At 41.1% G+C, this 22161-nt stretch carries 19 protein-coding genes; 1 reads left to right on the plus strand and 18 read right to left on the minus strand.

Features of this window, described 5'->3' with window-relative positions; genetic code table 11:
• Positions 1-12: 12 nt before the first annotated feature.
• From grpE to gpr, 8 genes are all read right to left on the minus strand, one after another.
• Positions 13-666, minus strand: coding sequence for a nucleotide exchange factor GrpE (gene grpE / locus LKD41_RS01555; RefSeq protein ID WP_227700188.1), 654 nt, complete (start codon positions 664-666; stop codon positions 13-15).
• 20 nt (positions 667-686) lie between these two features.
• Positions 687-1730 carry a heat-inducible transcriptional repressor HrcA gene (gene hrcA, locus LKD41_RS01560; protein ID WP_022243085.1) on the minus strand — a complete coding sequence of 348 codons (1044 nt, stop codon included), beginning with the start codon at positions 1728-1730 and terminating at the stop codon, positions 687-689.
• 206 nt (positions 1731-1936) lie between these two features.
• Complete coding sequence (hemW, locus tag LKD41_RS01565) at positions 1937-3124, minus strand: radical SAM family heme chaperone HemW (protein ID WP_117696996.1); 1188 nt, start codon at positions 3122-3124, stop codon at positions 1937-1939.
• 17 nt (positions 3125-3141) lie between these two features.
• A complete protein-coding gene (lepA, locus tag LKD41_RS01570; RefSeq protein ID WP_022243087.1) occupies positions 3142-4953 on the minus strand; it encodes a translation elongation factor 4 in 1812 nt (603 codons plus the stop codon).
• Positions 4954-4957: 4 nt separating this feature from the next.
• Entirely contained in the window at positions 4958-5845 is an 888-nt protein-coding gene (locus tag LKD41_RS01575) for a GDSL-type esterase/lipase family protein (protein ID WP_227700189.1), read from the minus strand.
• A 12-nt stretch (positions 5846-5857) separates the two neighbouring features.
• Entirely contained in the window at positions 5858-7192 is a 1335-nt protein-coding gene (locus LKD41_RS01580; RefSeq protein WP_117840938.1) for an MBOAT family O-acyltransferase, read from the minus strand.
• 116 nt (positions 7193-7308) lie between these two features.
• Positions 7309-8439, minus strand: coding sequence for a stage II sporulation protein P (locus tag LKD41_RS01585; protein ID WP_227700190.1), 1131 nt, complete (start codon positions 8437-8439; stop codon positions 7309-7311).
• A 242-nt stretch (positions 8440-8681) separates the two neighbouring features.
• Positions 8682-9629, minus strand: coding sequence for a GPR endopeptidase (gene gpr, locus LKD41_RS01590; RefSeq protein WP_022243091.1), 948 nt, complete (start codon positions 9627-9629; stop codon positions 8682-8684).
• Positions 9630-9821: 192 nt separating this feature from the next.
• Here gpr and rpsT point away from each other — a divergent pair, with 192 nt between their 5' ends.
• A complete protein-coding gene (gene rpsT / locus LKD41_RS01595) occupies positions 9822-10085 on the plus strand; it encodes a 30S ribosomal protein S20 (protein WP_022243092.1) in 264 nt (87 codons plus the stop codon).
• 73 nt (positions 10086-10158) lie between these two features.
• Here the strand turns inward: rpsT and holA are convergent, their stop codons facing one another.
• The 10 genes from holA to argJ form a co-directional block, all read right to left on the minus strand.
• Entirely contained in the window at positions 10159-11136 is a 978-nt protein-coding gene (gene holA / locus LKD41_RS01600) for a DNA polymerase III subunit delta (RefSeq protein WP_227700191.1), read from the minus strand.
• Between the two features lie 43 nt (positions 11137-11179).
• A complete protein-coding gene (locus LKD41_RS01605) occupies positions 11180-13642 on the minus strand; it encodes a DNA internalization-related competence protein ComEC/Rec2 (RefSeq protein WP_227700192.1) in 2463 nt (820 codons plus the stop codon).
• 134 nt (positions 13643-13776) lie between these two features.
• Positions 13777-14739 (minus strand): GerMN domain-containing protein, encoded by a 963-nt coding sequence (locus LKD41_RS01610; RefSeq protein ID WP_227700193.1) that lies wholly within the window; start codon positions 14737-14739, stop codon positions 13777-13779.
• Positions 14740-14749: 10 nt separating this feature from the next.
• On the minus strand, positions 14750-16198 hold the full coding sequence (locus LKD41_RS01615; protein ID WP_022243096.1) for a sensor histidine kinase: 1449 nt from the start codon (positions 16196-16198) through the stop codon (positions 14750-14752).
• Positions 16199-16230: 32 nt separating this feature from the next.
• Positions 16231-16920, minus strand: a complete 690-nt coding sequence (locus tag LKD41_RS01620; protein ID WP_118056793.1) for a response regulator transcription factor — start codon at positions 16918-16920, stop codon at positions 16231-16233.
• An 8-nt stretch (positions 16921-16928) separates the two neighbouring features.
• Entirely contained in the window at positions 16929-17504 is a 576-nt protein-coding gene (locus LKD41_RS01625; RefSeq protein WP_227700194.1) for a ComEA family DNA-binding protein, read from the minus strand.
• 106 nt (positions 17505-17610) lie between these two features.
• Complete coding sequence (locus LKD41_RS01630) at positions 17611-18756, minus strand: hypothetical protein (RefSeq protein ID WP_227700195.1); 1146 nt, start codon at positions 18754-18756, stop codon at positions 17611-17613.
• 9 nt (positions 18757-18765) lie between these two features.
• Complete coding sequence (locus LKD41_RS01635; protein WP_227700196.1) at positions 18766-19959, minus strand: aspartate aminotransferase family protein; 1194 nt, start codon at positions 19957-19959, stop codon at positions 18766-18768.
• A complete protein-coding gene (argB, locus tag LKD41_RS01640; protein WP_022243101.1) occupies positions 19952-20851 on the minus strand; it encodes an acetylglutamate kinase in 900 nt (299 codons plus the stop codon). Before argB ends, LKD41_RS01635 begins: the two co-directional genes overlap by 8 nt.
• A gap of 51 nt (positions 20852-20902) precedes the next feature.
• The gene (gene argJ / locus LKD41_RS01645; RefSeq protein ID WP_022243102.1) at positions 20903-22126 is read right to left on the minus strand and encodes a bifunctional glutamate N-acetyltransferase/amino-acid acetyltransferase ArgJ; all 1224 of its coding nucleotides are present in this window, start codon (positions 22124-22126) and stop codon (positions 20903-20905) included.
• Positions 22127-22161: the final 35 nt, after the last annotated feature.

Raw genomic sequence — 22161 nt, forward strand, 5'->3', positions numbered from 1 at the left:
ATCCTCCTATGCTTAATTCGCTACTTTTACCATGCTATGTCTGATTACATTTTCTTTGTACTTGTAACCTTTCTGTAACTCCTCGGCTACTACATTCTCACCGAGTTCTTCATCTTCCACATGCATTACTGCATTATGGAGATTCGGGTCAAACTCCTGACCGGCTGCTTCAATCGGTGTTACACCAACTTCTGTCAGCACTGTCATCATCTGCTTATAAATCTTATCCATACCTTCTACGAAGCCATTGTTTTTGTCTTCTTCCGGTACAGCTGCAAGCCCTCTTTCAAAATTGTCGATAACTGGAAGGATTTTCTCTAAGATTGCACTGGCTCCCATGTCATACATCTGGCTCTTTTCCTTTTCCGTTCTCTTACGGAAGTTTTCAAATTCTGCCATCTGACGTTTCAGCCGGTCGGTTAAATCTTCAATCTGTTCGTCCTTCTTATCTTTCTTGTCTTTCTTTTTAAAGATACCTTTCTTTTTCTCCTCATCTTCTTTCTCTATTTCTTCCGATTCAGATTCGGTATCTTCCGTTTTTTCTTCTGCCTCAACCTCTTTTTCTTCTGAGGCGGTATTCTGTGCTTCTTCCTGCTTTTTTGCATCCTCTGCTTCTAAGTCTTCTAATACTTCTTCAAGCACTTCTTCTTTCTTTTCTTCTGCCACTTTCTTACCACCTTTCTATGCTATTCTTTCTTCGGCTTATCAAATATGCCTTCTAGTTGTGATTTCAAATTTTTCAGATTATCCATGACGTTCTCATAATCCATACGCTTCGGTCCGATAATTCCTATCGTTCCCTTCACGCCTTTACCAAGTTCATAGGTAGCTGTTACCACACTGCAGTCCTTCATGGTCTGAATTGGAGATTCATCTCCTATATAAACCTGTATGCCGTTCTCCTCATTGCTGAGGTTATCCGTCACCAGACTTACTAACTGTTTCTTCTCTTCTAACGCATCTAAAAGCTCTCCTGCTTTCTGCGAATCCGATAACTCCGGATATTTTAAGATATTCGTTGCACCGCTGGTATATATCTCCAAATCCTCGTCTTCGCTGATTGCTTCTGCTACTGCATCCAATACATCACTGATGACTTTGGAATGGATACCGGCTTTCTCTTTCAACACTGCTATGGTGCCCAGATTAATCTGATCTAATGACAATCCATTTAAATGTGTATTCAAAAGCATGTTAAGTTTTAACATATGCTCATTATCTATCGGCTCTTCTATCGGAATCATCTTATTTTTCACAAGATTGCCTTCCAATACGACAACCGCCAGAATATGTTCATCATCCACATTGGATAACTGGATGAACTTCAGGCTGTTGTGGTGATACTGCGGTGCTGTTATCATGGTGGTGTAATTCGTGTTGTTCGCCAACAGCTTTGCCACCTGCTGCAATACCTGTTCCATCTTCTCCGTATGTTCAATTACGAACTCTTTCATATCGGATACTTCTTTGTCCTTCTCTGCAATCAGATTATCTACATAGAAGCGATATCCCTTATCGGATGGAATTCTTCCTGCCGATGTATGTGGCTGCAAAATATATCCCATCTCTTCCAAGTCCGACATCTCATTCCGGATTGTTGCGGAACTTAAGTTCAAATCCGTATACTTGGAAATGGTTCTTGAACCAACCGGCTCACCCGTTTCCAGATAGTTGCGAATGATTGCATTTAAGATTTTTGTTTTTCTTTCATCTAATTCGTTCTCGTTCATTCACGTTCTCCTGAAAATGAAACTTTTATAGGTATTTGAAAAAGCTTTTTGTACTGCTTTTTCTTTGTTGTTAGCACTCAACTTGAAAGAGTGCTAATTTCTATGTACTTAAGATAGCACCATTCGTTTTTTTTGTCAACAGCATTTTATAATTTTATAATTTCTTTAGATTTGTTCTGATTCAATGCTGTTCAACACCGCACTACTTAATCCAGTAAAAACTGGGCGAGTACATAGTTACTGATGTCCATACCGTGGTCGCTGAGCTTTATTACACCGGCTTTTTTCTCGATTAAGTCCTCTTCCTGAAGCTGGTTTAAGACTTCGCCATATACTGCTTCTATTTCCACGCCAAAAGTCTCTTTGAATTCTGTTCTTGTAACTCCCTTTAACATACGCAGGCCTAAAAACATGAATTCTTCCATCTGGGCATGGCGGCTGATTGCATCTGCACTCTCATGGAGATTCAATGCTGGTACTCCATCTATTTCCTTCGCCGAAATATTACCGCATGCTTTGATATACGCTTCAATCTCTCTTATATTACTGTAGCGTACTTCTCCAATCAGGGAAGCTGCCCCAAGTCCTACCCCAAGATACGGTACCCGCTTCCAGTATCCGATATTATGCCTTGCCTCTTTCCCCTGCTTAGCATAATTGGATACTTCATAATGCTCATAACCTGCCTCTGCAAGAATCTCCTGAGTCTTTTTATAAATTTCATACTCCGTCTCTTCAGATGGCAGATGCTCTGTCGGCTTTCCGGCTTCCCGGAGCACTGCCTCGAATTTGTATTTTTCATAAAATGGTGTTCCCTTTTCGATAATCAGGGAATAGGCTGAAATATGCTCCGGTTTTAATGCTATGACACGCTTTAAGCTGGTGACAAATTTCTCTGTACTCTGATAAGGCAGGGCACTCATCAAATCAACGTTGATATTTTCAAAGCCACATCTTCTGGCACATTCATAATTCTCCAAGAACTGCCGGTAAGTATGGATTCTTCCTAATATCTTTAATTCATCATCAAAGGCAGACTGTAACCCTATGCTGAGACGGTTAATGCCTGCTTCTTTATAGGTAAGAAGTTTTTCCTCATTTAAAGTTCCGGGATTACATTCTATGGTAATCTCTGCATCTGCTTCCACCTCAAAGCTTACCTGAATCTGTTTTAAAAGAAGTGCGATATATTCCGGTGCTAAAAGAGACGGTGTTCCGCCCCCTATATATATAGTAGAAAGAGCCGGACGTCCCATTGTCTGTCCGTAATATCTGATTTCATGCAAAAGAGCACCCACGTAGCGGTTTTGTAACCGCTCGTCCGCAGGTGCTGATAAGAAATCACAATATTCACATTTTCTTACACAAAAAGGAATATGCACATAAAGTTCCATCTATGTTCTCCTGTCATCTATTTCTCATCTAACTTCAGTACACTCATAAATGCTTCCTGTGGAATCTCTACATTTCCCACCTGACGCATACGTTTCTTACCTTCCTTCTGTTTCTCTAACAGTTTACGCTTACGGCTGATGTCACCGCCGTAACATTTTGCCAGCACATCTTTTCGCATTGCTTTTACTGTCTCACGGGCAATTACCTTGCTTCCAACGGCTGCCTGAATCGGGATTTCAAATAAATGTCTCGGAATCTCTTCCTTTAACTTCTCACACATCTTTCTTCCACGCTCATAGGCGGTATCCTTAAATACAATAAAGGAAAGAGCATCCACTTCTTCTTTATTAATAAGAATATCCAGTTTCACAAGCTCTGACTGCTCATAACCCTTCATCTCATAATCAAAGGACGCATATCCTTTGGAACGGGATTTCAATGCATCAAAGAAATCATAAATAATTTCATTTAACGGAAGGTCATATTTAATAACTGCACGGGTCTGCTCAATATATTCCATACTCTTATAGATACCACGGCGTTCCTGGCACAAATCCATAATGGCACCTACATATTCGGATGTCACCATAATTTCTGCTGCAACCATCGGCTCTTCCATATATTCGATTTCGGATGGATCCGGAAGATTGGATGGGTTTGTCAATTCTATCATGGTACCATCAGTCTTATGTACCCGGTATACAACGCCTGGTGCTGTCGTTACTAAATCAAGATTAAATTCTCTCTCTAACCGCTCCTGAATTACCTCCAAATGAAGCAGTCCCAAGAAACCACAGCGGAAACCAAAGCCCAATGCAATGGAAGTCTCCGGTTCAAACTGTAATGCTGCATCATTTAACTGTAATTTTTCCAAAGCATCACGAAGATCCGGATATTTGGCTCCATCTGTTGGATATAATCCACAGTACACCATCGGATTAACTTTCTTATATCCCGGCAATGGTGCATCACAAGGACGCTTTGCTTCTGTTATGGTATCACCCACACGGGTTTCTTTCACATTCTTAAGGCTGGCAGTAATATAACCTACCATTCCGGCTTCTAACTCATCACATGGAATGAACTGTCCGGCTCCGAAATATCCTACTTCTACTACATCTGCCTCTGCTCCGGTTGCCATCATGCGGATGGTTGTCCCCGGTTTTACGGAACCTTCCCGGATTCTGCAGAATACAATAACACCTTTATAAGCATCATACACAGAATCAAAAATCAACGCCTGAAGAGGCGCTTTGGCATCCCCTTTTGGTGCCGGTAATTTATGCACAATCTGCTCTAATACTTCTTCCACATTCAACCCTGTTTTGGCAGAAATCCGTGGTGCATCCTGTGCCTCAATTCCAATCACATCTTCAATTTCTTCTACTACTTCTTCCGGCCTTGCACTCGGCAGATCAATTTTATTAATGACTGGAATCACTTCCAGATCATGGTCTAATGCCAGATATACATTGGCAAGGGTCTGTGCCTCAATCCCCTGTGCTGCATCTACTACCAGCACTGCACCGTCACAGGCAGCAAGACTTCTTGATACTTCATAGGTAAAGTCCACATGTCCCGGTGTATCAATCAGATTGAAAATATATTCTTCTCCATCTTTGGCATGATATATAATACGGACTGCCTGGGACTTAATGGTAATTCCACGTTCCCGCTCCAAATCCATATTATCTAAAACCTGCGCCTGCATTTCGCGGCTGGTCAGAAGCCCTGTCATTTCGATAATACGGTCTGCAAGGGTTGATTTACCGTGGTCAATATGGGCAATGATACAAAAATTACGAATCTTACTCTGGTCGATTGACATATATTTACTCCTTCTTTATTCCATGTTTCAAAAGGAAATCCGTCCACAGGGAATAATATTTTCCCAGCAGGTGAATCTCATCATAAGTATATTCCGGATTCAGATTTCCTGTTTCGTCAGTCACTACTTCATTTACATCAATATAAAATATATCGTGATTATTTGCAAGCATTGCAATTCTGTCATTCCGTTCTTTGATTGCCGGATTGTTAAAAATCGGGTCGGTTTCTGACTTTTCCTGTTTTACATACATAATGCCCTGTAAGAAAATCAGTGCATCCGGCTGTAATTCCCGGATATGATTGACAGCTTCTTCATATTTTTTCATAAAGCTGTCTACTGTACCGGTTCCCATTTCGTTGATTCCAATCATCAGATAGACTTTACCAAACTGATGCTTGCTTAATGCTTCTTCAATGGTAATCTTCGCGCCGTTTTCCTCGACAATCGGCGTATCAAACATATCATAGACCGTAAGTCCGATACTGGCATAATAAGTTGCATTATCCCAGCCGCCATAGTCTCTTAAGCCAACGGTTCTGGAATCTCCGATAAATACTGCATCATCAAAATAATCCTGGGTTACATCGGTAAAAGTATAAGTCTTATCCGCTTCTGCCTCCGTATCTGCAACTGCTTCTGTTGCTTCTTCCGTTGCCGGCTCCTCTTTGTCAGCATATACGCTTTCCAAATCCTCCTCCGGTTCTGCCTTATCCCATGGCAGAATGCCCTCTTTGGATGCCTGCATCATTCCAGCCACCGCCGGAACCTTCGGCCAGTCCTTATTATATTCTTTATATGCGCCCTTTGTTCCGGCTAAGGCGACACCGCTTACCAGCAGCATGCTGATTGCCGTAACAATAAGAAGCGGACATTTCTTCCATTTCTTCATGGCAGCCTCCCATTAAAAACTAAAATACATAAACGGATTGTTCAGTCCATTTGCAATCTGGTAAATACAAATCCATAATACAACAAACAAAATTGCTTTCATCCACCACTTCTTCCAGCATTTTTTTAATATCTTATCCATAAAAGGAAGTGATACCACGAATGCCAATAGGAAAAACACTCCATAGGTTCTGCCGTATTTCAGATAATCGCCTGCATTGACTGCGATTCCGGTTCCAAAGAACGGGAACAGTCTTGCAAAATATACTTTCAAATCAGATAACTTCGTAATTGCAAACACGACCCAGGTCAGAGGGATTACAAACCAGATGTAAAGGTGTGCCAGCCATCCATGTTTCTCCAAAAAATTTCTGATTACAAATCGTTCCAACGCAATAAATACAAATAAAATCAAGCCCCATAATGGAAAATTAATGGTAGAACCATGCCACATTCCGGTTACAACCCAGACAATCAGCAGATTGAAAAATGTCCACGCATTTCCCTTCCGGTTGCCTCCCAACGGAATATATAAATAATCACGGAACCATCTTCCCAGTGTAATGTGCCACCGGCGGTAAAACTCAGACACTGTCCTGGAACGATACGGATGGTCAAAGTTCTTCGGCAAATCAAATCCAAGCATCTCTCCGATTCCGATTGCCATCAGGGAATATCCCTGGAAATCAAAGAATAACTGTGCAGAATAACCGAATGCTCCCATCCACGCTAACGGTGTGGAAATACTCTCAAAGCCAATGCCCTGAATATCACGCCAGAGAATTGCCAGATGATTTGCAATAATTACTTTATATCCCAATCCTATGATAAAAAGAGTCAGACCATGTTCGATTTTCTCCAGACGGATTGGATGTTTCTTTAACTGCCCTGCCATATTGGCAAACTGGGCAATCGGTCCGGATATCAGCTTTGGGAACAAAAGGATATAAGTTCCATACTCCAGATAATCCCTCAACGCTGCTGTTTTCTTCTTATAGACATCCAGCACATAGGAAAGCATGGTAAAAGTATAAAAGCTGATTCCAAGCGGAAGCGACAATCTTGTATACTTAAATATACACAATAATCCGATATTATAGCAAAGCAAAATCACAAGCATGGTATTTCTGCTGCTCTTCCTTCTTATATGATCCATCAGTAATACCAGAATATAGTTCAGACTCATGGAAAACAGTAAAAGAAGTGCATCCTTCCAGCTTCCCATGGCATAGAATACCAGACTGCCAAAGAAAAGTACCGGATTTTTATACTTTACCGGTACCAGATAATATATAATAAGAAAAATCGGCAAAAACCGAAATAAAAATTCTAAGCTTGAAAATTCCATGATAACTCCATATCTTTCGTTTTATTTTACGTATCTCTTCTATTATATAAGAAATGCAAGTGATTTCAATGTGTTTTTCCCAAAAAGTTATTACATTTTCATTACGAAATATTTTTCTAATTTTCTCCATGCAGCACTCTGTTCAAAAGGTCTGCCAGTGGAACCATGGCATTGCGTGCCTCCTCCTGCGTGTTAGTATAGGAACCCATTTCAATCAAAAGATATTTCTCTTTAAAATGCATATTATACCGGTATCCTTTTAAATAAATCGGGCGGGTAAGATTCGGATAATACTCTGCCGCTGCAATCTGCATCTGCAGGGAAAAAGCAAGATTCCCGGTAAGGTTTGGATTATTGAGATAAGAAATATCTCCTAACGCTTTTGTCCGGCTCAGTCCGTTAAAGAACATAATCGGTGCCATCTGCACCCCGTTTACCTCCCGCACCATATGCTTATCCACTGCATCACGATGTAAATCTATTACCACTTCTATGCTCGGATTCTCTGCTAACAGCTGCTCAATGGGTCCCTCCGCATTGGCATAGGCGTGATCTCTGTCTCCCACATCATACTGTCCCATATGATGCATGACCTGAAATCCATATTTTTCCTGTAACAGGCTGGTAAGATATTCCCCTGTTCCCATAACGCCCGTCATTACATCATTTGGGTCGGAATCTGCAAACATTTCCTGGGAATGGGTATGGTAAATCAGAATCTGCGGCTGGTCTGCCGGCGTTTTTATGGTTAAATCCATACTTAACAATTCTTCTGCATTTAACTGACTGCTATTGATGGTTGTTGTATTGTCCACCTGATAAAAATTCTGAATCAGATAATCAAAATCATTTAATTTTTCTCTTGGAATCTCCACCAACGGCTGAGAGCTAACTGCTGTATTATCTGGGGCTGCCGGCTGCTCTGCCGCTTCTGCTGCCGCATCTGCTCCTGCCTGCGCATTTTCCTGCTCCATTTCTGCCACTATGCAGTCCTGATTCTCTCTGCTGGCTGCCTCCGCCATCTGCCTGGCCTCTACTTCCGCTTCATCTTTTCCTTCCAGTGCAACAATCTCTTCTTCTGAAAGGCTGCTCTCAATTGCCGTATCATAAGTCCTTATGGTATCTGCATATCCGATAAGCGGTATCTGGTCTGTCACTTTTTCCAGCAAAAAATCACTCAGTGTCTGTTCCTGCCTGCCCTCTGCCATATAGGCAACAGTCGGAATATACTGTCTGGTCATGGACATGGATATCTCATTCTGTATATAGGAAAAAAACGTTTTGCCAGTGTTTCCCTTCCGGTTCCCGCTTTCACCATAAGAAAAAAAGCATACAACAGAAAAAGTGCAATAGCAGACTGCCTGTACCATTTTTTTCGTTTCCTGACCAGTTCCGTTTTTCCCTGATATCTTTGCCCATAGACTCTCATGCTGCCAGCACCTCCTGTTCTGCCATAGCAAACACTATATTCTATGCAGCTTCTGTCCCTTTAGAACCGGGAGAATGCCAGATTCAGTCCCTCTGATATGGTATAGCTCAGCCTTTTTACCGCTTCATCAATATCTTTTGGTGTTACAAACATTGCATTCAAATGTGGAGATAAAAGTTCTCTCGCCAGCTCATGCTTTTCAATTTCATCCAGACCTGCCAGCCCATTTCCCACGCTTTTTAGCTGCGCTGACTCCCGCATGGCTCCGATTAAGTCACTCATAGTATCCGAAACTATCGTTGCGGCATCTACTACGGTAGGAATTCCTATGGCAATTACCGGAATTCCCATGCTTTCTTTATTAATGGCGTGCCTGTGATTGCCCACACCGGAACCGGGATTGATTCCGGTATCCGTAATCTGGATGGTACGGTTCAGACGCTTCACGCTGCGGGCCGCCAGTGCATCCACCACAATTACAATATCCGGTTTCGTCTCTTCAATAACTCCCCGGACAATCTCTCCTGATTCCATACCGGTCTGTGCCATTACGCCCGGCACAATTCCGCTTATCTGGCTCGTCGCCTTATTTCCAAAGGCATATTGTCCATATTCCTTGATAATGTGCCTGGTAATCATCATATTATCTACTACATAAGGTCCTAATGCATCCGGTGTCACTTCCCGGTTACCAAGACCCACTACCAATATTTTGAGTTCTTCTTTTTTCCCCGGCAGCATGGTTTCAATCACTTTTGCCAGCTGCCCGGACACTTCTCTGTGATAATCCTCATCTTCTTCCATCATGTCCGAAGCCTCAATGGTAATATAGGTTCCCTTCGGTTTTTTCATTGCCTTTGCTCCGTTTTCTGTGTCAATGAACACTCTTGTAATCATGATTTCCGGTGAAATTCTCTCCTCATCCACCCGTACTCCCTTTACTTCAATATGATCTTCATCAAATTTTTCTCTCGTCTCTAATGCGAGGTCTGTTCTTATCTGAAACATAGCTTCACTTCCTGTAAACAATTTTTCCAAATAAATTTTCTTTATTATTTTTTACATTTTTTCTCCAAATATGTATTGACAGATGCAAATATGTGGGATAAACTAACATGGTATGTTTACATTAGAACGTCCGTGTCCGGCTTTAATGAAACAACCAAAAACAATAAAACAATCATATTGGAGGTGTACAGGTTGGCTAACATTAAATCTGCTAAGAAAAGAATTCTTGTAAATCAGACCAAAGCTGATAGAAACAAAGCTATTAGATCAAAAGTTAAAACATCTATTAAGAAAGTAGACGCTGCAATCGCTGCAAACGATAAAGAGGCTGCTGCTGCTGCATTAGTTGCTGCAACATCTGAAATCAACAAAGCTGCTACTAAGGGTGTTTATCACAAGAACACTTCTTCCAGAAAGATTTCACGCTTAAACAAAGCTGTGAACAAAATGGCATAATTGCCGGAAGAGCATAGATTATAAACGATTATAAAAAAGAACGTTTCGTACCGTCATTCGAAACGTTCTTTTTTTATGCACTGTATTTTACAATCAGAAGTTCTACGGCTAACTGGTCTGCCATTCTTCCCGTCTTGACATCCTCTTCTGCCTGTCCGCAGTCTTCTATTGCTTCCTTTAACTGATTTATTTTAAAAGCTCCTGCCTGCCGAAGGTTCTTCTGCACTGCAAAGCTTGGCATCCCTGCAGTCTTTGCAATACTGACAGCAGGATATCCTTTTGCTGACATGCTTTTTATCAAAAGCAGATTCTGGAACTGTCTTGCAATCAGGAATAAAATCCGCATGGGTGCTTCCTTTAATGCCAGTAAATCGTAATATAAGTCCAAAGCCTTCTTCTGATTCTTAGCAGAGATGGCATCAATCATTTCAAAGATTTTATTTTCCGTCTGTCCGGTACAGATTGCCTCTACATCTGCCGCAGAAATCTCTGTCTTATCCAATGTATAACAGATAAGCTTTTCTAATTCCTTATCAATATTTTCCATATCGGAACCGGTCTTTGACAGGAAAAGCTGCATCACGGACTGGGTAATTTTCTTCCCTTCCCGCTGGATTCTGCCCAGTATCCAGCGGACCAGCATATCTTCCTTCGGGGTCTCAAATTCTACGGCACTTCCAGCCCTGGATGCCGCTTTAAATAATTTGGAACGCTTATCCACTTCTTCTTCCACAAAAACGAAGCAGGTGGATTCCGGCACCTGGCTCATATATTCTGCCAGGTCATCACAGCTGTTTTTAAAGAAGCCACTGTTTTCCACCAGAATCATACGCTTTTCTTTAAAGAATGGCAGTGTCTCCGATAAATCAATCAGTTCCTTTGGATTAATATCCTTTCCCTCATATGCCGAAAAATTCATCGTATCATCCGGCTCTACCAGTGCATGTTTTAGCTTATCACGATACTGCCGTTTCAGATAGTCTTCCGTTCCATATAAAAGATATACGTTTTTTAATTGTCCCATTTTAATGTCATTATCTATTGTTTTCATAAAGGATATTATACTATATTTTTACTTCTTTATCAAAGTATACTTACCGAAAGCTGTGAATTGTGATCCTTCCCTTTTCCTCTTCCAGCGAAATCTGACCGCCTTCCATCGTATCAAAAATTTCTGCCGAAGCTTCTTTTAATCGATTTATAGTCTCCTGATGAGGGTGTCCATATCGGTTGTTTTCCCCACAGGAAATCAATGCCAGTTCCGGCGAAAGTGCTTTTAAAAATTTTTCTGTCGAGGAATACTTTGAGCCATGATGTCCTACTTTAAGAAAATCTACTTTCCACAACCGCTGCTTTTCTAAGAGCCAATTTTCTTCTGCTTCTCCGGCATCTCCGGTAAATATCCCGGAAATATATTTCGTCTGATAGAGCAATATCATGGATTTTCCATTCTCATCCTCTGCCTGATACTCTCCGTCCGGAAGGAGGCAGCTTATGGTATCCTCTCCACTTCTTATGCAATCTCCTTCTTTCATATATACGATGGGAATGTTTCTCCGCTCTGCCAGTGCACATATGCTCTGATAATTCTTTACATCCGGCTGTTTTCCAGGCAATATAATATTTTCAACAGAATACTCCGTCTCAAGAACTTCTAATAATCCGTTCACATGGTCTTCGTCATAATGGCTTATAAACCAATAATCTATCTTCGTGATTCCATTGCTTTTTAGAAATGGCAAAATCCGATACGTTCCCACCTTAGACACATCAGTGCTTCCGCCATCCAGAAAAAGATTGGTATCTTCCCCCAGTCGTACATAGATGCCATCTCCCTGCCCCACATCAAGAACTGCCATAAGATGATTACTCTTTACCGGACGAAGAACCAGAAGTAACACCACGCTTCCAATCAAAACAATCAGAAACTTTCTAAGGAGTATATTTGTATTTCTATTCCCATCTCTGTTTCCGCTTTTCTTTGTCCGGTTTTTTATCAGCAAGCAGGTGGCTGCAAGCATCAGATAATAGAATATGATGCGCTGTATCGGCCACTGTCCTACTATCTTCGTAGCTCCCGGGAGCCGGCTGCACCAGCTGACTCCAACATAAATTCCGTCCAGCAATAATTCCAACATCATGATTACCGGTCCCGCAAACAGCCTTCCTACAACAATTTTTCCCATACACATGAGCAATGTTGCAACTATCCCGTTTATTAAAACTGCACTTAACAAGGAAACTATCAACAGATTCAGAATCAAAGCATAGACCGGCACTTCATAATAATAGTATGCCACCAGTGGAAGTGTTGTAAGTTGAACGGAAAGCGAAACTAAAAAGTTCTGCCGGATTTGCCGTTTCCATTTTTCCCGCATTTTATTTGCCGCCTTATCGCCTGTTTTCCGTTCCTGTGTTTGCTGTTTTTGCTCCCTCGGAAACAACTGTCCAATACATTTTGCCACTACTACCACACCAAGAATTGCAGCTACCGAAAACTGGAGTCCTGCATTTTCAACCAGATACGGGTTTTTCCACAAAAGCACCAGCACTGCCACAGAAAGAGCGGTTCTGCTATCATAGCTTCGCCCGGACAGCTTGGCTGCCATAAGAAGTGCAAACATAATCCATGCCCGGATAGCAGATATTCCCATCCCGGTCATTTTCACATAACAGAGCAAAAATACAACCGCTGCCGTACAGGCACAAAGAGAATTTCCTTTTTTTCTAAGAAGTCCATAGCAGAACAGTCCAATGCAGGAAATATGCATTCCACTGATTACCAGCACATGGCTGGCTCCTGCCTGTTGAAAGACTGTTGAAACTTCCTTTTCCAAAAGTTCTTTATCTCCTAAAAGCATTGTTCCAAGAATCCCAGCATTTCTTTCCGATAAATAATTTATATAATCTTCTTTTAATTTTTCTTTTATCGAAAATAATTTCTCTGCCAGTACATCTTCTCTTCCATATTCCCCACAAATCCTTTCGGCATCAAAATGATAATCCATATTCAGACTGTGATAATATTGAAATTCATCATAATTACCATCATTGGCAGCGCGATTCAGTTGTCGGATATTTCCTTCTAATACAATGGTTGTTCCAATACGACACGATTGGTCAGATGGTTCTTGCTTCAGTCGAACCAGGACAGAATTGGTTTTATAGGTTTTATCTCCAATCCGTAAGAAAACATGATTAAGATATAATCTTGTCTGATTGTTTTTTCGTTCTTTTTTCTCTATCTTCCCCTGTAAAATTGTCTTTTCATTTTCCGTCTGCCAGCCTCTGGAAGCATCTGTTTCTACAGAAAGGCTGGTCTCCTGCTCTTTTAAAATCGTCTCAATGGTATAGCTTTGCTGCTGCATATACCAGATTCTTGCAATTCCCAGCAGAAAAAATCCTATTCCAAGTACTGCTGTAAACCGGTATACCCTCCGTTTTCTTTGCCGCAGGGCATACAGCAGATACGTCTGACACCCTGCCACAAAGCTGATAAGGATAACTTTTATGACCGTCGGAACAGACAGGCAGACAATAATACCACACAGGAACAATATCGTTCCATAGCATAAGGGGCGTTTTATAATTTCGATATAACCCCTCCTAAATATTTTTCTAAGATGTTTCTTCTTAATATGTCGCTTATAAGATATGTTACTTATAAGATACTTCTTCTTAAGACCTTCTACTAAGGTGTCTCTTCTGTTTGTGCTTCTGTAGATACCGTCTCGTTCTCATCTGCACTTACCACATAGTCAAGGTTCCGTTCATAAAGCTGGTCTAATGCAAAACTATCCCGGTAAACACCGCTGGTCTTTCCATTTACAGAAATCTGCACCTTACTGATGGTTGAAATCTCCGATAAAGAGTCTACAATAGAATAAATGACAATTGGCTCCTGTATTTCATAATTCTGATTCAGGAACGCCTCATCTAATGTAACATAGCAGGTTCCATTGGTTGTCGTAACATTGACAAGATTTGTTCCTTCCGGAAGTGGTGCTTTCAAATTCTTATCATCCGGTCCCTTTAAAAGATTCTCCATAATCAGTTTTTCCAAGGAAATGTTACTGCTATACTGTACTTCTTTTTCGCATTCTACCAGTCCGTTTCCATCAGCATTTGCATAATATAAATGTAATGTTGTTGTCTGAATGGAATTAATCTGTTTTCCCGGATTCTCAACAAAGCTTTCTTCTGTCATCAGTCCGATTACATTATCCCGGCTGTCTGCCAACGGTGCATCTCCCACATAAAAAGATACATATTTTACATCCGGAAGCTGTACCAGTGTCTTTACCACTGCTGCCCGGCACAACACCTCATCCGTAGACTGCATTTTGGAATAATTATCATTAAAGTAAAGGAACAGCTGATTGCTTTCCAGTGACCAGTCTGTAATTGTAACATCACCAGGAACCGGTTTCTGATACTCCACGCTATCCGTATTGGTGCACAACGCATCTAAAAGAGTGGCTATCATGTCCTCTGTCTTGCCCTCTTTTAAATCATATGGCTGCTCTACCACTTTTGTTTTTTCTTTATTCAGATAATAAATATGATACGCCGGGTCATCTGTCTCCTGTCTGCCACACCCTGTGAACAGCGATACCAGAAGGATAAAACCCAGCCATCCTGCAATTTTCTTCATGCCAGACCTCCTAGGCAATGTAATTCAGCGGAATCCGCACAGTAAAGAGCGTTCCCTCACCCTCTGTACTAAATACCTTAATTGCACCACGGTGCATTAATATTGCATTTCTTGTAATGGCAAGTCCAAGTCCGGTTCCACCTATTTCTCTGGAATGGGACTTGTCCACGCGGTAGAATCTTTCATAAATATGCTCTAAGGAATCCTCCGGAATACCGATGCCGGAATCCTCTACCTTAAGATAGAAATACTGATAATCTGCATTCAGGGACACATGTACCCAACCGTCTTCCTTATTGTATTTGATTGCATTTTCCACCAGATTGGTAATGGCAAGCGTCAGCTTTACCTCATCAATTTCCGCTGTAACAGGCCGGAAGCTTTCCAACACCAGATCTACATGCTGTTTTTCCGCAATCGGTTTTAATCTCTTTAAAATCAAATCCAGCATCTCATTGATGTTAACTGACGTGATATTCAAATCTGATGCAGACTTGTCCATCTTAACCAGCGAGAGCAAATCATTAATAATTTTATTTTCACGTTCAATTTCATTTCCAATGTCTAACATAAATTCACGATACAGTTCTACTGGAACATCTTCCTGTCCATTCAGTGAGTCTGCCAGTACCTTCATAGAAGTAAGCGGTGTTTTCAGCTCATGGGACACATTGGACACAAATTCCTGTCTGGAGTCATCCAGCATCTTCATTCTGCTATATAGTTTATTAAATTTTTCCGAAATCTGAACTGTTTCAGAATAATCCTTAATCATCAGCTCCCCATCACTGGTTCCATATCCATTCTGAATCTCAGCAATAGAGGATGCCATATTCTTCAACGGGTTTGTCAGACGAACGGATAAAAATACGCTGACTGCAAACAGTAAAACTGCCCCGAAAATCTGAAGCACTAATGCAGCATTTCTCATATATTCCAGATTGGCAAGAATACTATCTGTCGAAACACTGATAAGAAGCACTCCGATAATACTCTTCTCCCCTGACTCTACGTTATCTGTAGTCAGCGGAATAGTCATTTCCACATAATGATTATCCACATCATAATTCATAGAATCCTCACCGCGGAATGACTTTATGACTTCTTCTGAAATAATTGTTTTATCGGTATCCAGATCATAAGTATCTTTTATAATATGAAAAGAAGAATCTATCAGAAGAATTCTTCCATCATAAATACGTGACATCTGCTGCAACTGTGAAGTGATGCTTTCCGACTCCGCTCCATTGATATAATCTGTGGATACCATCTGGTTTGCAAGAATCTTTGCCTGACCAATTACATCTACACTCCGGTTAGAAACTGCATGTTTCTCATAAGCAGTTAAAATCCCGGTCCGGATTAAAATTCCGGTCAAAATACCAATCAGCATAAAAAGACAAATCAGCCGGAATTTCATGCTTTTCAAAAAATTACGAATACCTTTTTTTCTATTCATAAGTCTGTACCTTCATCCTCTGCTTATCGCTGTTATTTCTGATAGAAATAACCTACACCCCATTTCGTATGCACATATTTTGGCTCACTCGGATTCGGTTCAATCTTCTCACGCAGTCTACGCACATGAACATCCACCGTTCTGACATCGCCCGGATATTCATAACCCCATACCAGATTCAGCAGATTCTCACGGCTGTATACCTTATTCGGATTCATAACAAGAAGCTCTAACAAGTCAAATTCCTTGGCTGTCAGATTAATCTCTCTTCCCTGGACAAACAGTCTGCGGCTCTCACAGTCTAATTTTAAATCGCCGCTCTCTATCACTTTGGAATTTTCTTCCTTCGGTTCACTGGCAGCAGTTCTTCGCATAATTGCTTTGATTCTGGCTTTCACCTCAAGAATATTAAACGGCTTGGTGATATAATCATCTGCACCATATTCCAGTCCTAAGATTTTATCCATATCATCGCCTTTTGCTGTCAGCATGACGATTGGCATATTAGAAAACTCCCGGATTGCCTGACACACTTCAAATCCATCCATCTTCGGAAGCATGATATCCAGTAAAATCATATCAAACTTATTCTCCTGTGCCAGACGCAGTGCCTCTTCACCATCATACGCACAGGTTACTTCCATTCCATCCTGTTCCAATGAAAAACGGATTCCTTTCACTATTAATTTTTCGTCGTCCACAACCAGAACTTTTTTTGCCATTTTACACCTCAGTTAACCCTTATATTATCTTTTATTTTTTCAAAAACGCCATTTTTAATTCCGGGAATATTCATTAAATCTTCAATAGTCTGAAATGCGCCATTTTTTTCCCGGTAAGAAATAATTGTCTCAGCTTTTGATTCTCCAATTCCGGAAAGTGTCATAAGCTGTTCCTTTGATGCAGTATTCAGATTAATTCTACCATCCTCCGGCTCTGCTGCCGAATCAGCACTCCCTGTCTGCTGCAAAAGGTAAGTTTCCTGATCCGGCACCTTTATCATCTGTCCGTCAACAACCGGTTCTGCCTGATTGAGTGCCTCTTTTGCTGCAGCATCCTTTAAGCCTCCTGCCAGTTCTAATACATCGCAGACCCTGGCTCCTTCTGCCACTTCATATACCCCCGGGTGCACTACCTCACCGCAGACATATACATAACAAGAAGCCGGCGGGCATAAGACAGCTTCTGTAACCTCTTCACTCTCCATTTGCGTATCCGGCTCAAAATATACGGTATCTTCTTTTCCACATGCCGTATATATAATCCCACAATATAAAGCCAGAGCTAATAACCCGACTTTTTTCATCCGTATCACTCCCTTACATAAATTCTGTTATGCAAGAAAGTCCCCTAATGCTTACTGTTTTCTATTTTAACGAAAATTTGCCCTTTATACAAGTAGTATTTTCAAATTATTCCTGTGGCAGACTTCCACCATTCCACAATGCCTTCATCTGCCTTGTAAATTCTGACCAGAACTCACCTGCATTTGCAGCATCCGGTACCAGCTGGCTGTTCTGATACTGCATAAAAGCTGCCTGTTCTGCTTCATCCCGGCTGGCACCTTCATCTGTAGAAATATGACCAGTCATTGCATGCAGGGCATCCACTTCTTCTTTTTCTATAAAAGCAGCAAAATCAGCCGCCATATCTTTTTCCCCCGAAAATTCATTTACCAAAAGAATCCCCGTTCTGGCAACCCCCTGCATCGGTGTGGTATCGTCTAACATCGGCAGCCCGCAAACGCCATAATTTTCTGCTGTCATCTTATTTAAATCATCAGAATCAATGATTGCACACAAAGATGCTCCCTGATTAAAATTCTCCACCACCTGATTTCTGTCAATTTCATCCGTATCAATTCCCACAGTTTCTGAAAGGTTTTTAAAGAAAGTTAATTCATCATTATATTTTTCTCCATATGTCGTCAAAAGGGTATAGTCCGTCTCATTCCATTCCACTTCAGTCCCCACAAATGGATAATCATAAAATCCATCTGCCACATTCCATTCCAGCAGATTTCCTACACCTTCTCCTAAAAGGTTATTCTGTCCATAGTCTAAAATTTCCGAAATACTCTCCGGTGCTTCCGGAAAATTCTCTTTCTGATATACCATCACCAGTGTATCAAAAAACAATGGGTATTCTTCTTCCGTTGCAACACCATATAAATACGCCTTGTCTTTTGCATCATTCCAGGCAAGATACAAATCCGGATAGTCTTCTTCCGTCATCGTTGCATCATAAATCTGTTCAAGATAAGATTCCTCATCTACATAACGGATCCCCACTGCGATACCGGTTTTGGCATAATAATCCACTGCACACTGTTCAAAATAATTCCTGCAGTCTGCATCGCTGTACCAAAAGGATAGCTCCTTTTGCGCTGCTTCATATGCTTCTTTTGTTTCCTGCTCAGATGTTATCTGCTCTTTTCTGTCTGTTTTTAACTCTGTTTTCCCTGTTTCTTTGCTACTGTAAAAAGCAGCCGCTGACAGCAGGATAACTCCCACTGCCAGCGTTGTTGTTTCTATGATTTCCTTTGTTTTCTTTTTCATATACCCTGCCTACATACGATCCAGTACGTTTTTCAGTTTCGTTATCATTTCATCCACATGCTCTTTTTCAATCACAAGTGGCGGCACCATACGGATTACATCTGCGCCGGCTGTTATAATAATTAAACCTTCTTTTAATGCTTCTGCTGCGATGGTTCCAACTGGTTTTGTGCTTACAAGCCCCTGCATCAGTCCCATACCACGGCGGGCTTTAATAAAATCATATTCTTCTACCAGCTTATCCAGTTCGCTTTCCAGATAAACTGCGATTTCTTTTACATGGTCTGTAAGCTTTAATTCTTCAAATAAGTCCATTACCTTACTGACCGCTGCTCCGACAAACGGATTACCTCCATATGTGGTTCCATGGTCACCCGGTGCCAAGGATTTCTCTGCCACACGTTCTGTCATGGCAAAAGCTCCTACCGGCACTCCACAGCCCAATGCCTTGGCACTTGTCATAATATCCGGTTTGATTCCATAATGCTGCCATGCAAACATTTCTCCGGTTCTTCCCATTCCACACTGGATTTCATCTAAAATAAGAAGAATATCTTTCTCTTTACAGAGTGCTGAAATCTCTTTCATAAAGGATTCCTCTGCCGGATAAATTCCACCCTCTCCCTGCACGGTTTCAAAGATAATGGCACATGTTTTTTCTGTTACCTGAGCTTTTACACTTTCAATATCATTAAAATCAGCAAATTTCACACCACCGCAGAGTGGCTCAAACGGTTCTCTGTAATGGGCATTTCCGGTTACGGATAATGCACCCAGGGTTCTTCCATGGAAGGAATGATTCATGGCTATAATCTCATGGTCTGCATGACCATCTCTGGTATAGGCATATTTTTTTGCTGCCTTAATTGCTCCCTCAATGGCTTCTGCTCCACTGTTGGTGAAAAAAACCCTGTCCATTTTGGAAACTTTTAAGAATTTTTCTGCAGCTTCCATAATCGGGACATTATAATAAAGATTTGAAGTATGTGTAATTTTATCAATCTGGTCTTTTAATGCCTGCTTATACGCTTCATTGCTGTATCCTAACGCTTCTACTGCAATACCTGCCGCAAAATCAAGATACTTCTTTCCATCGGTATCATAAAGATATACGCCCTCACCATGATCTAATACCAGAGGGAAACGATTATAAGTATGTAATAACGCTTTATCTTCACAATCCATATATTCCTGTTTATTCATGATAAAACTTTTCCTCCGCATCTCCTAAAATTGCTGTTCCGATTCCTCGGTTTGTAAAGATTTCCAGTAACAGACAATGTGCAATTCTACCATCTAAGATATGTACTCTGGATACACCATTTTCAATGGCATCGATACAGTTATTTAATTTTGGAAGCATTCCGCCGCCAATATAACCATCTTCAATCAGCTTGTGTGCATCTGAAATCTTAAGTTCGGAAATCAGTGTAGATTTATCATCCGGATCTTTGTATACACCTTCAATATCTGTAAGAAATGCAAGTTTTTCTGCCTGTACGGCACGGGCAATTGCACACGCTGCATCGTCCGCATTGATATTATAGGTATCATAATTATCATCAAGACCTACCGGGCAGATAATCGGCAGGAAATCTTTTTCGAGAAGATCATATAAAATCTTTGGATTTACTTCCTTAACTTCACCCACATACCCGATATCCTGTCCATTGGATAATTTCTTATTTACCTTCAGCAGTCCACCATCTTTACCGCTGATACCTACTGCGTTCACGCCAAGCTTTTCTACCATCTGAACCAGTGATTTATTGACTTTTCCAAGAACCATCTCTGCAATTTCCATGGTAGGTGCATCGGTTTTACGAAGTCCATTGATAAATTCCGGCTCCATTCCGGCTTTTGCAACCCATTTGCTGATTTCCTTACCACCACCATGAACGATAATCGGTTTGAAACCAACCAGTTTTAAAAGAGTTACATCCTGGATAACGCTCTGCTTTAACTCTTCATCTACCATTGCACTTCCGCCATATTTTACTACGATAATTTTGCGGTTGAAACGCTGGATATATGGCAATGCCTCAATTAATACCTCAGCTTTTTTCAATATTTCCTGCATACTGTTTTCTTCCATCTGTCCAATCCTCTTTCCTTTTCTTAAAAAGTATGTTTTAACGAATCTTTTTTAAGAACGATAATCTGCATTTATTTTAATATAATCATAGGTCAAATCACAGCCCCATGCTGTTGCACAGGCTTCACCCATCTTCATATCTGCAATGGCAGTTACTTCTTTTTCAGATAAAATCTTAGTTGCCTCTTCCTCGGAATAATCTACGGCAACACCATCTTTGATAATCATCAGCTTGCCGGCTGCACTTTCAAAGTAAAGGTCAACCTGCTCCGGATCAAATTCCACGCCGGAATAGCCCAATGCACATAGGATTCTTCCCCAGTTAGCATCATGTCCAAAGATTGCAGCCTTGGTAAGACTTGATGTTACTACGGATTTGCTTAAGATAACCGCATCTTCTTTGGATGCCGCATGCACTACTTTTACTTCAAATAAAGCAGTTGCGCCTTCGCCATCTCCTGCCATCATCTTAGCCAGTGCTTCATTGACATAATAAAGTGCCTCACAGAATGTTTCGTAATCTTCATTCTTCTCTTTGATTTTTTCATTGCCTGCAAGGCCATTTGCCAGTACCAGGCAGGTGTCGTTGGTGGAAGTATCTCCATCTACGGAAATCATGTTATAAGTATCTGTTACGGTACTGCTCAGTGCTTCCTGCAACATTTCTTTTGAAATTGCAGCATCTGTTGTGATAAAGCTTAACATGGTACACATATTCGGATGAATCATGCCAGAGCCTTTACACATTCCACCGATGGTAACCTTCTTACCGGAAAGCTCTACCTCCACTGCAGCCTCTTTCTCATGGGTATCTGTTGTCATAATAGCAAGTGCTGCATTATGTCCACTAGTTAAATCACCACTTAATTTTTTGCTCATCTGTTCCACACCGGCACAGATACGGTCAATCGGAAGCTGTTTTCCAATTACTCCTGTGGATGCCACAAGAACTGCATCCTCCGGAATATCCATTAACTCTGAAGTTTTCTTTGCAGTATCTTTGCAATATCCTAATCCTTCTGTTCCGGTACATGCATTGGCAATTCCGGCATTTACTACAACTGCCTGTGCAAATGCACTGTTCTTTACAATGTCCTTATCCCATTTTACCGGTGCTGCCTTTACGACATTCGTGGTAAATGTTCCGGCAACTGCACATGGCTCTGTGGAATAAATCATTGCCATATCTGTTCTGTCTTTATACTTAATACCTGCTGCTGTGGATGCAGCCTGAAAACCTTCTGCTGCGGTAACGCCGCCTTCTACTTTTTTCATAATATGCCTCCTGTCCTGCTTTCCTCTGTCTTTTA

The sequence above is a fragment of the Roseburia sp. CLA-AA-H209 genome, from assembly GCF_020687575.1.
In the GTDB taxonomy this organism is placed as follows: domain Bacteria; phylum Bacillota; class Clostridia; order Lachnospirales; family Lachnospiraceae; genus Roseburia_C; species Roseburia_C amylophila.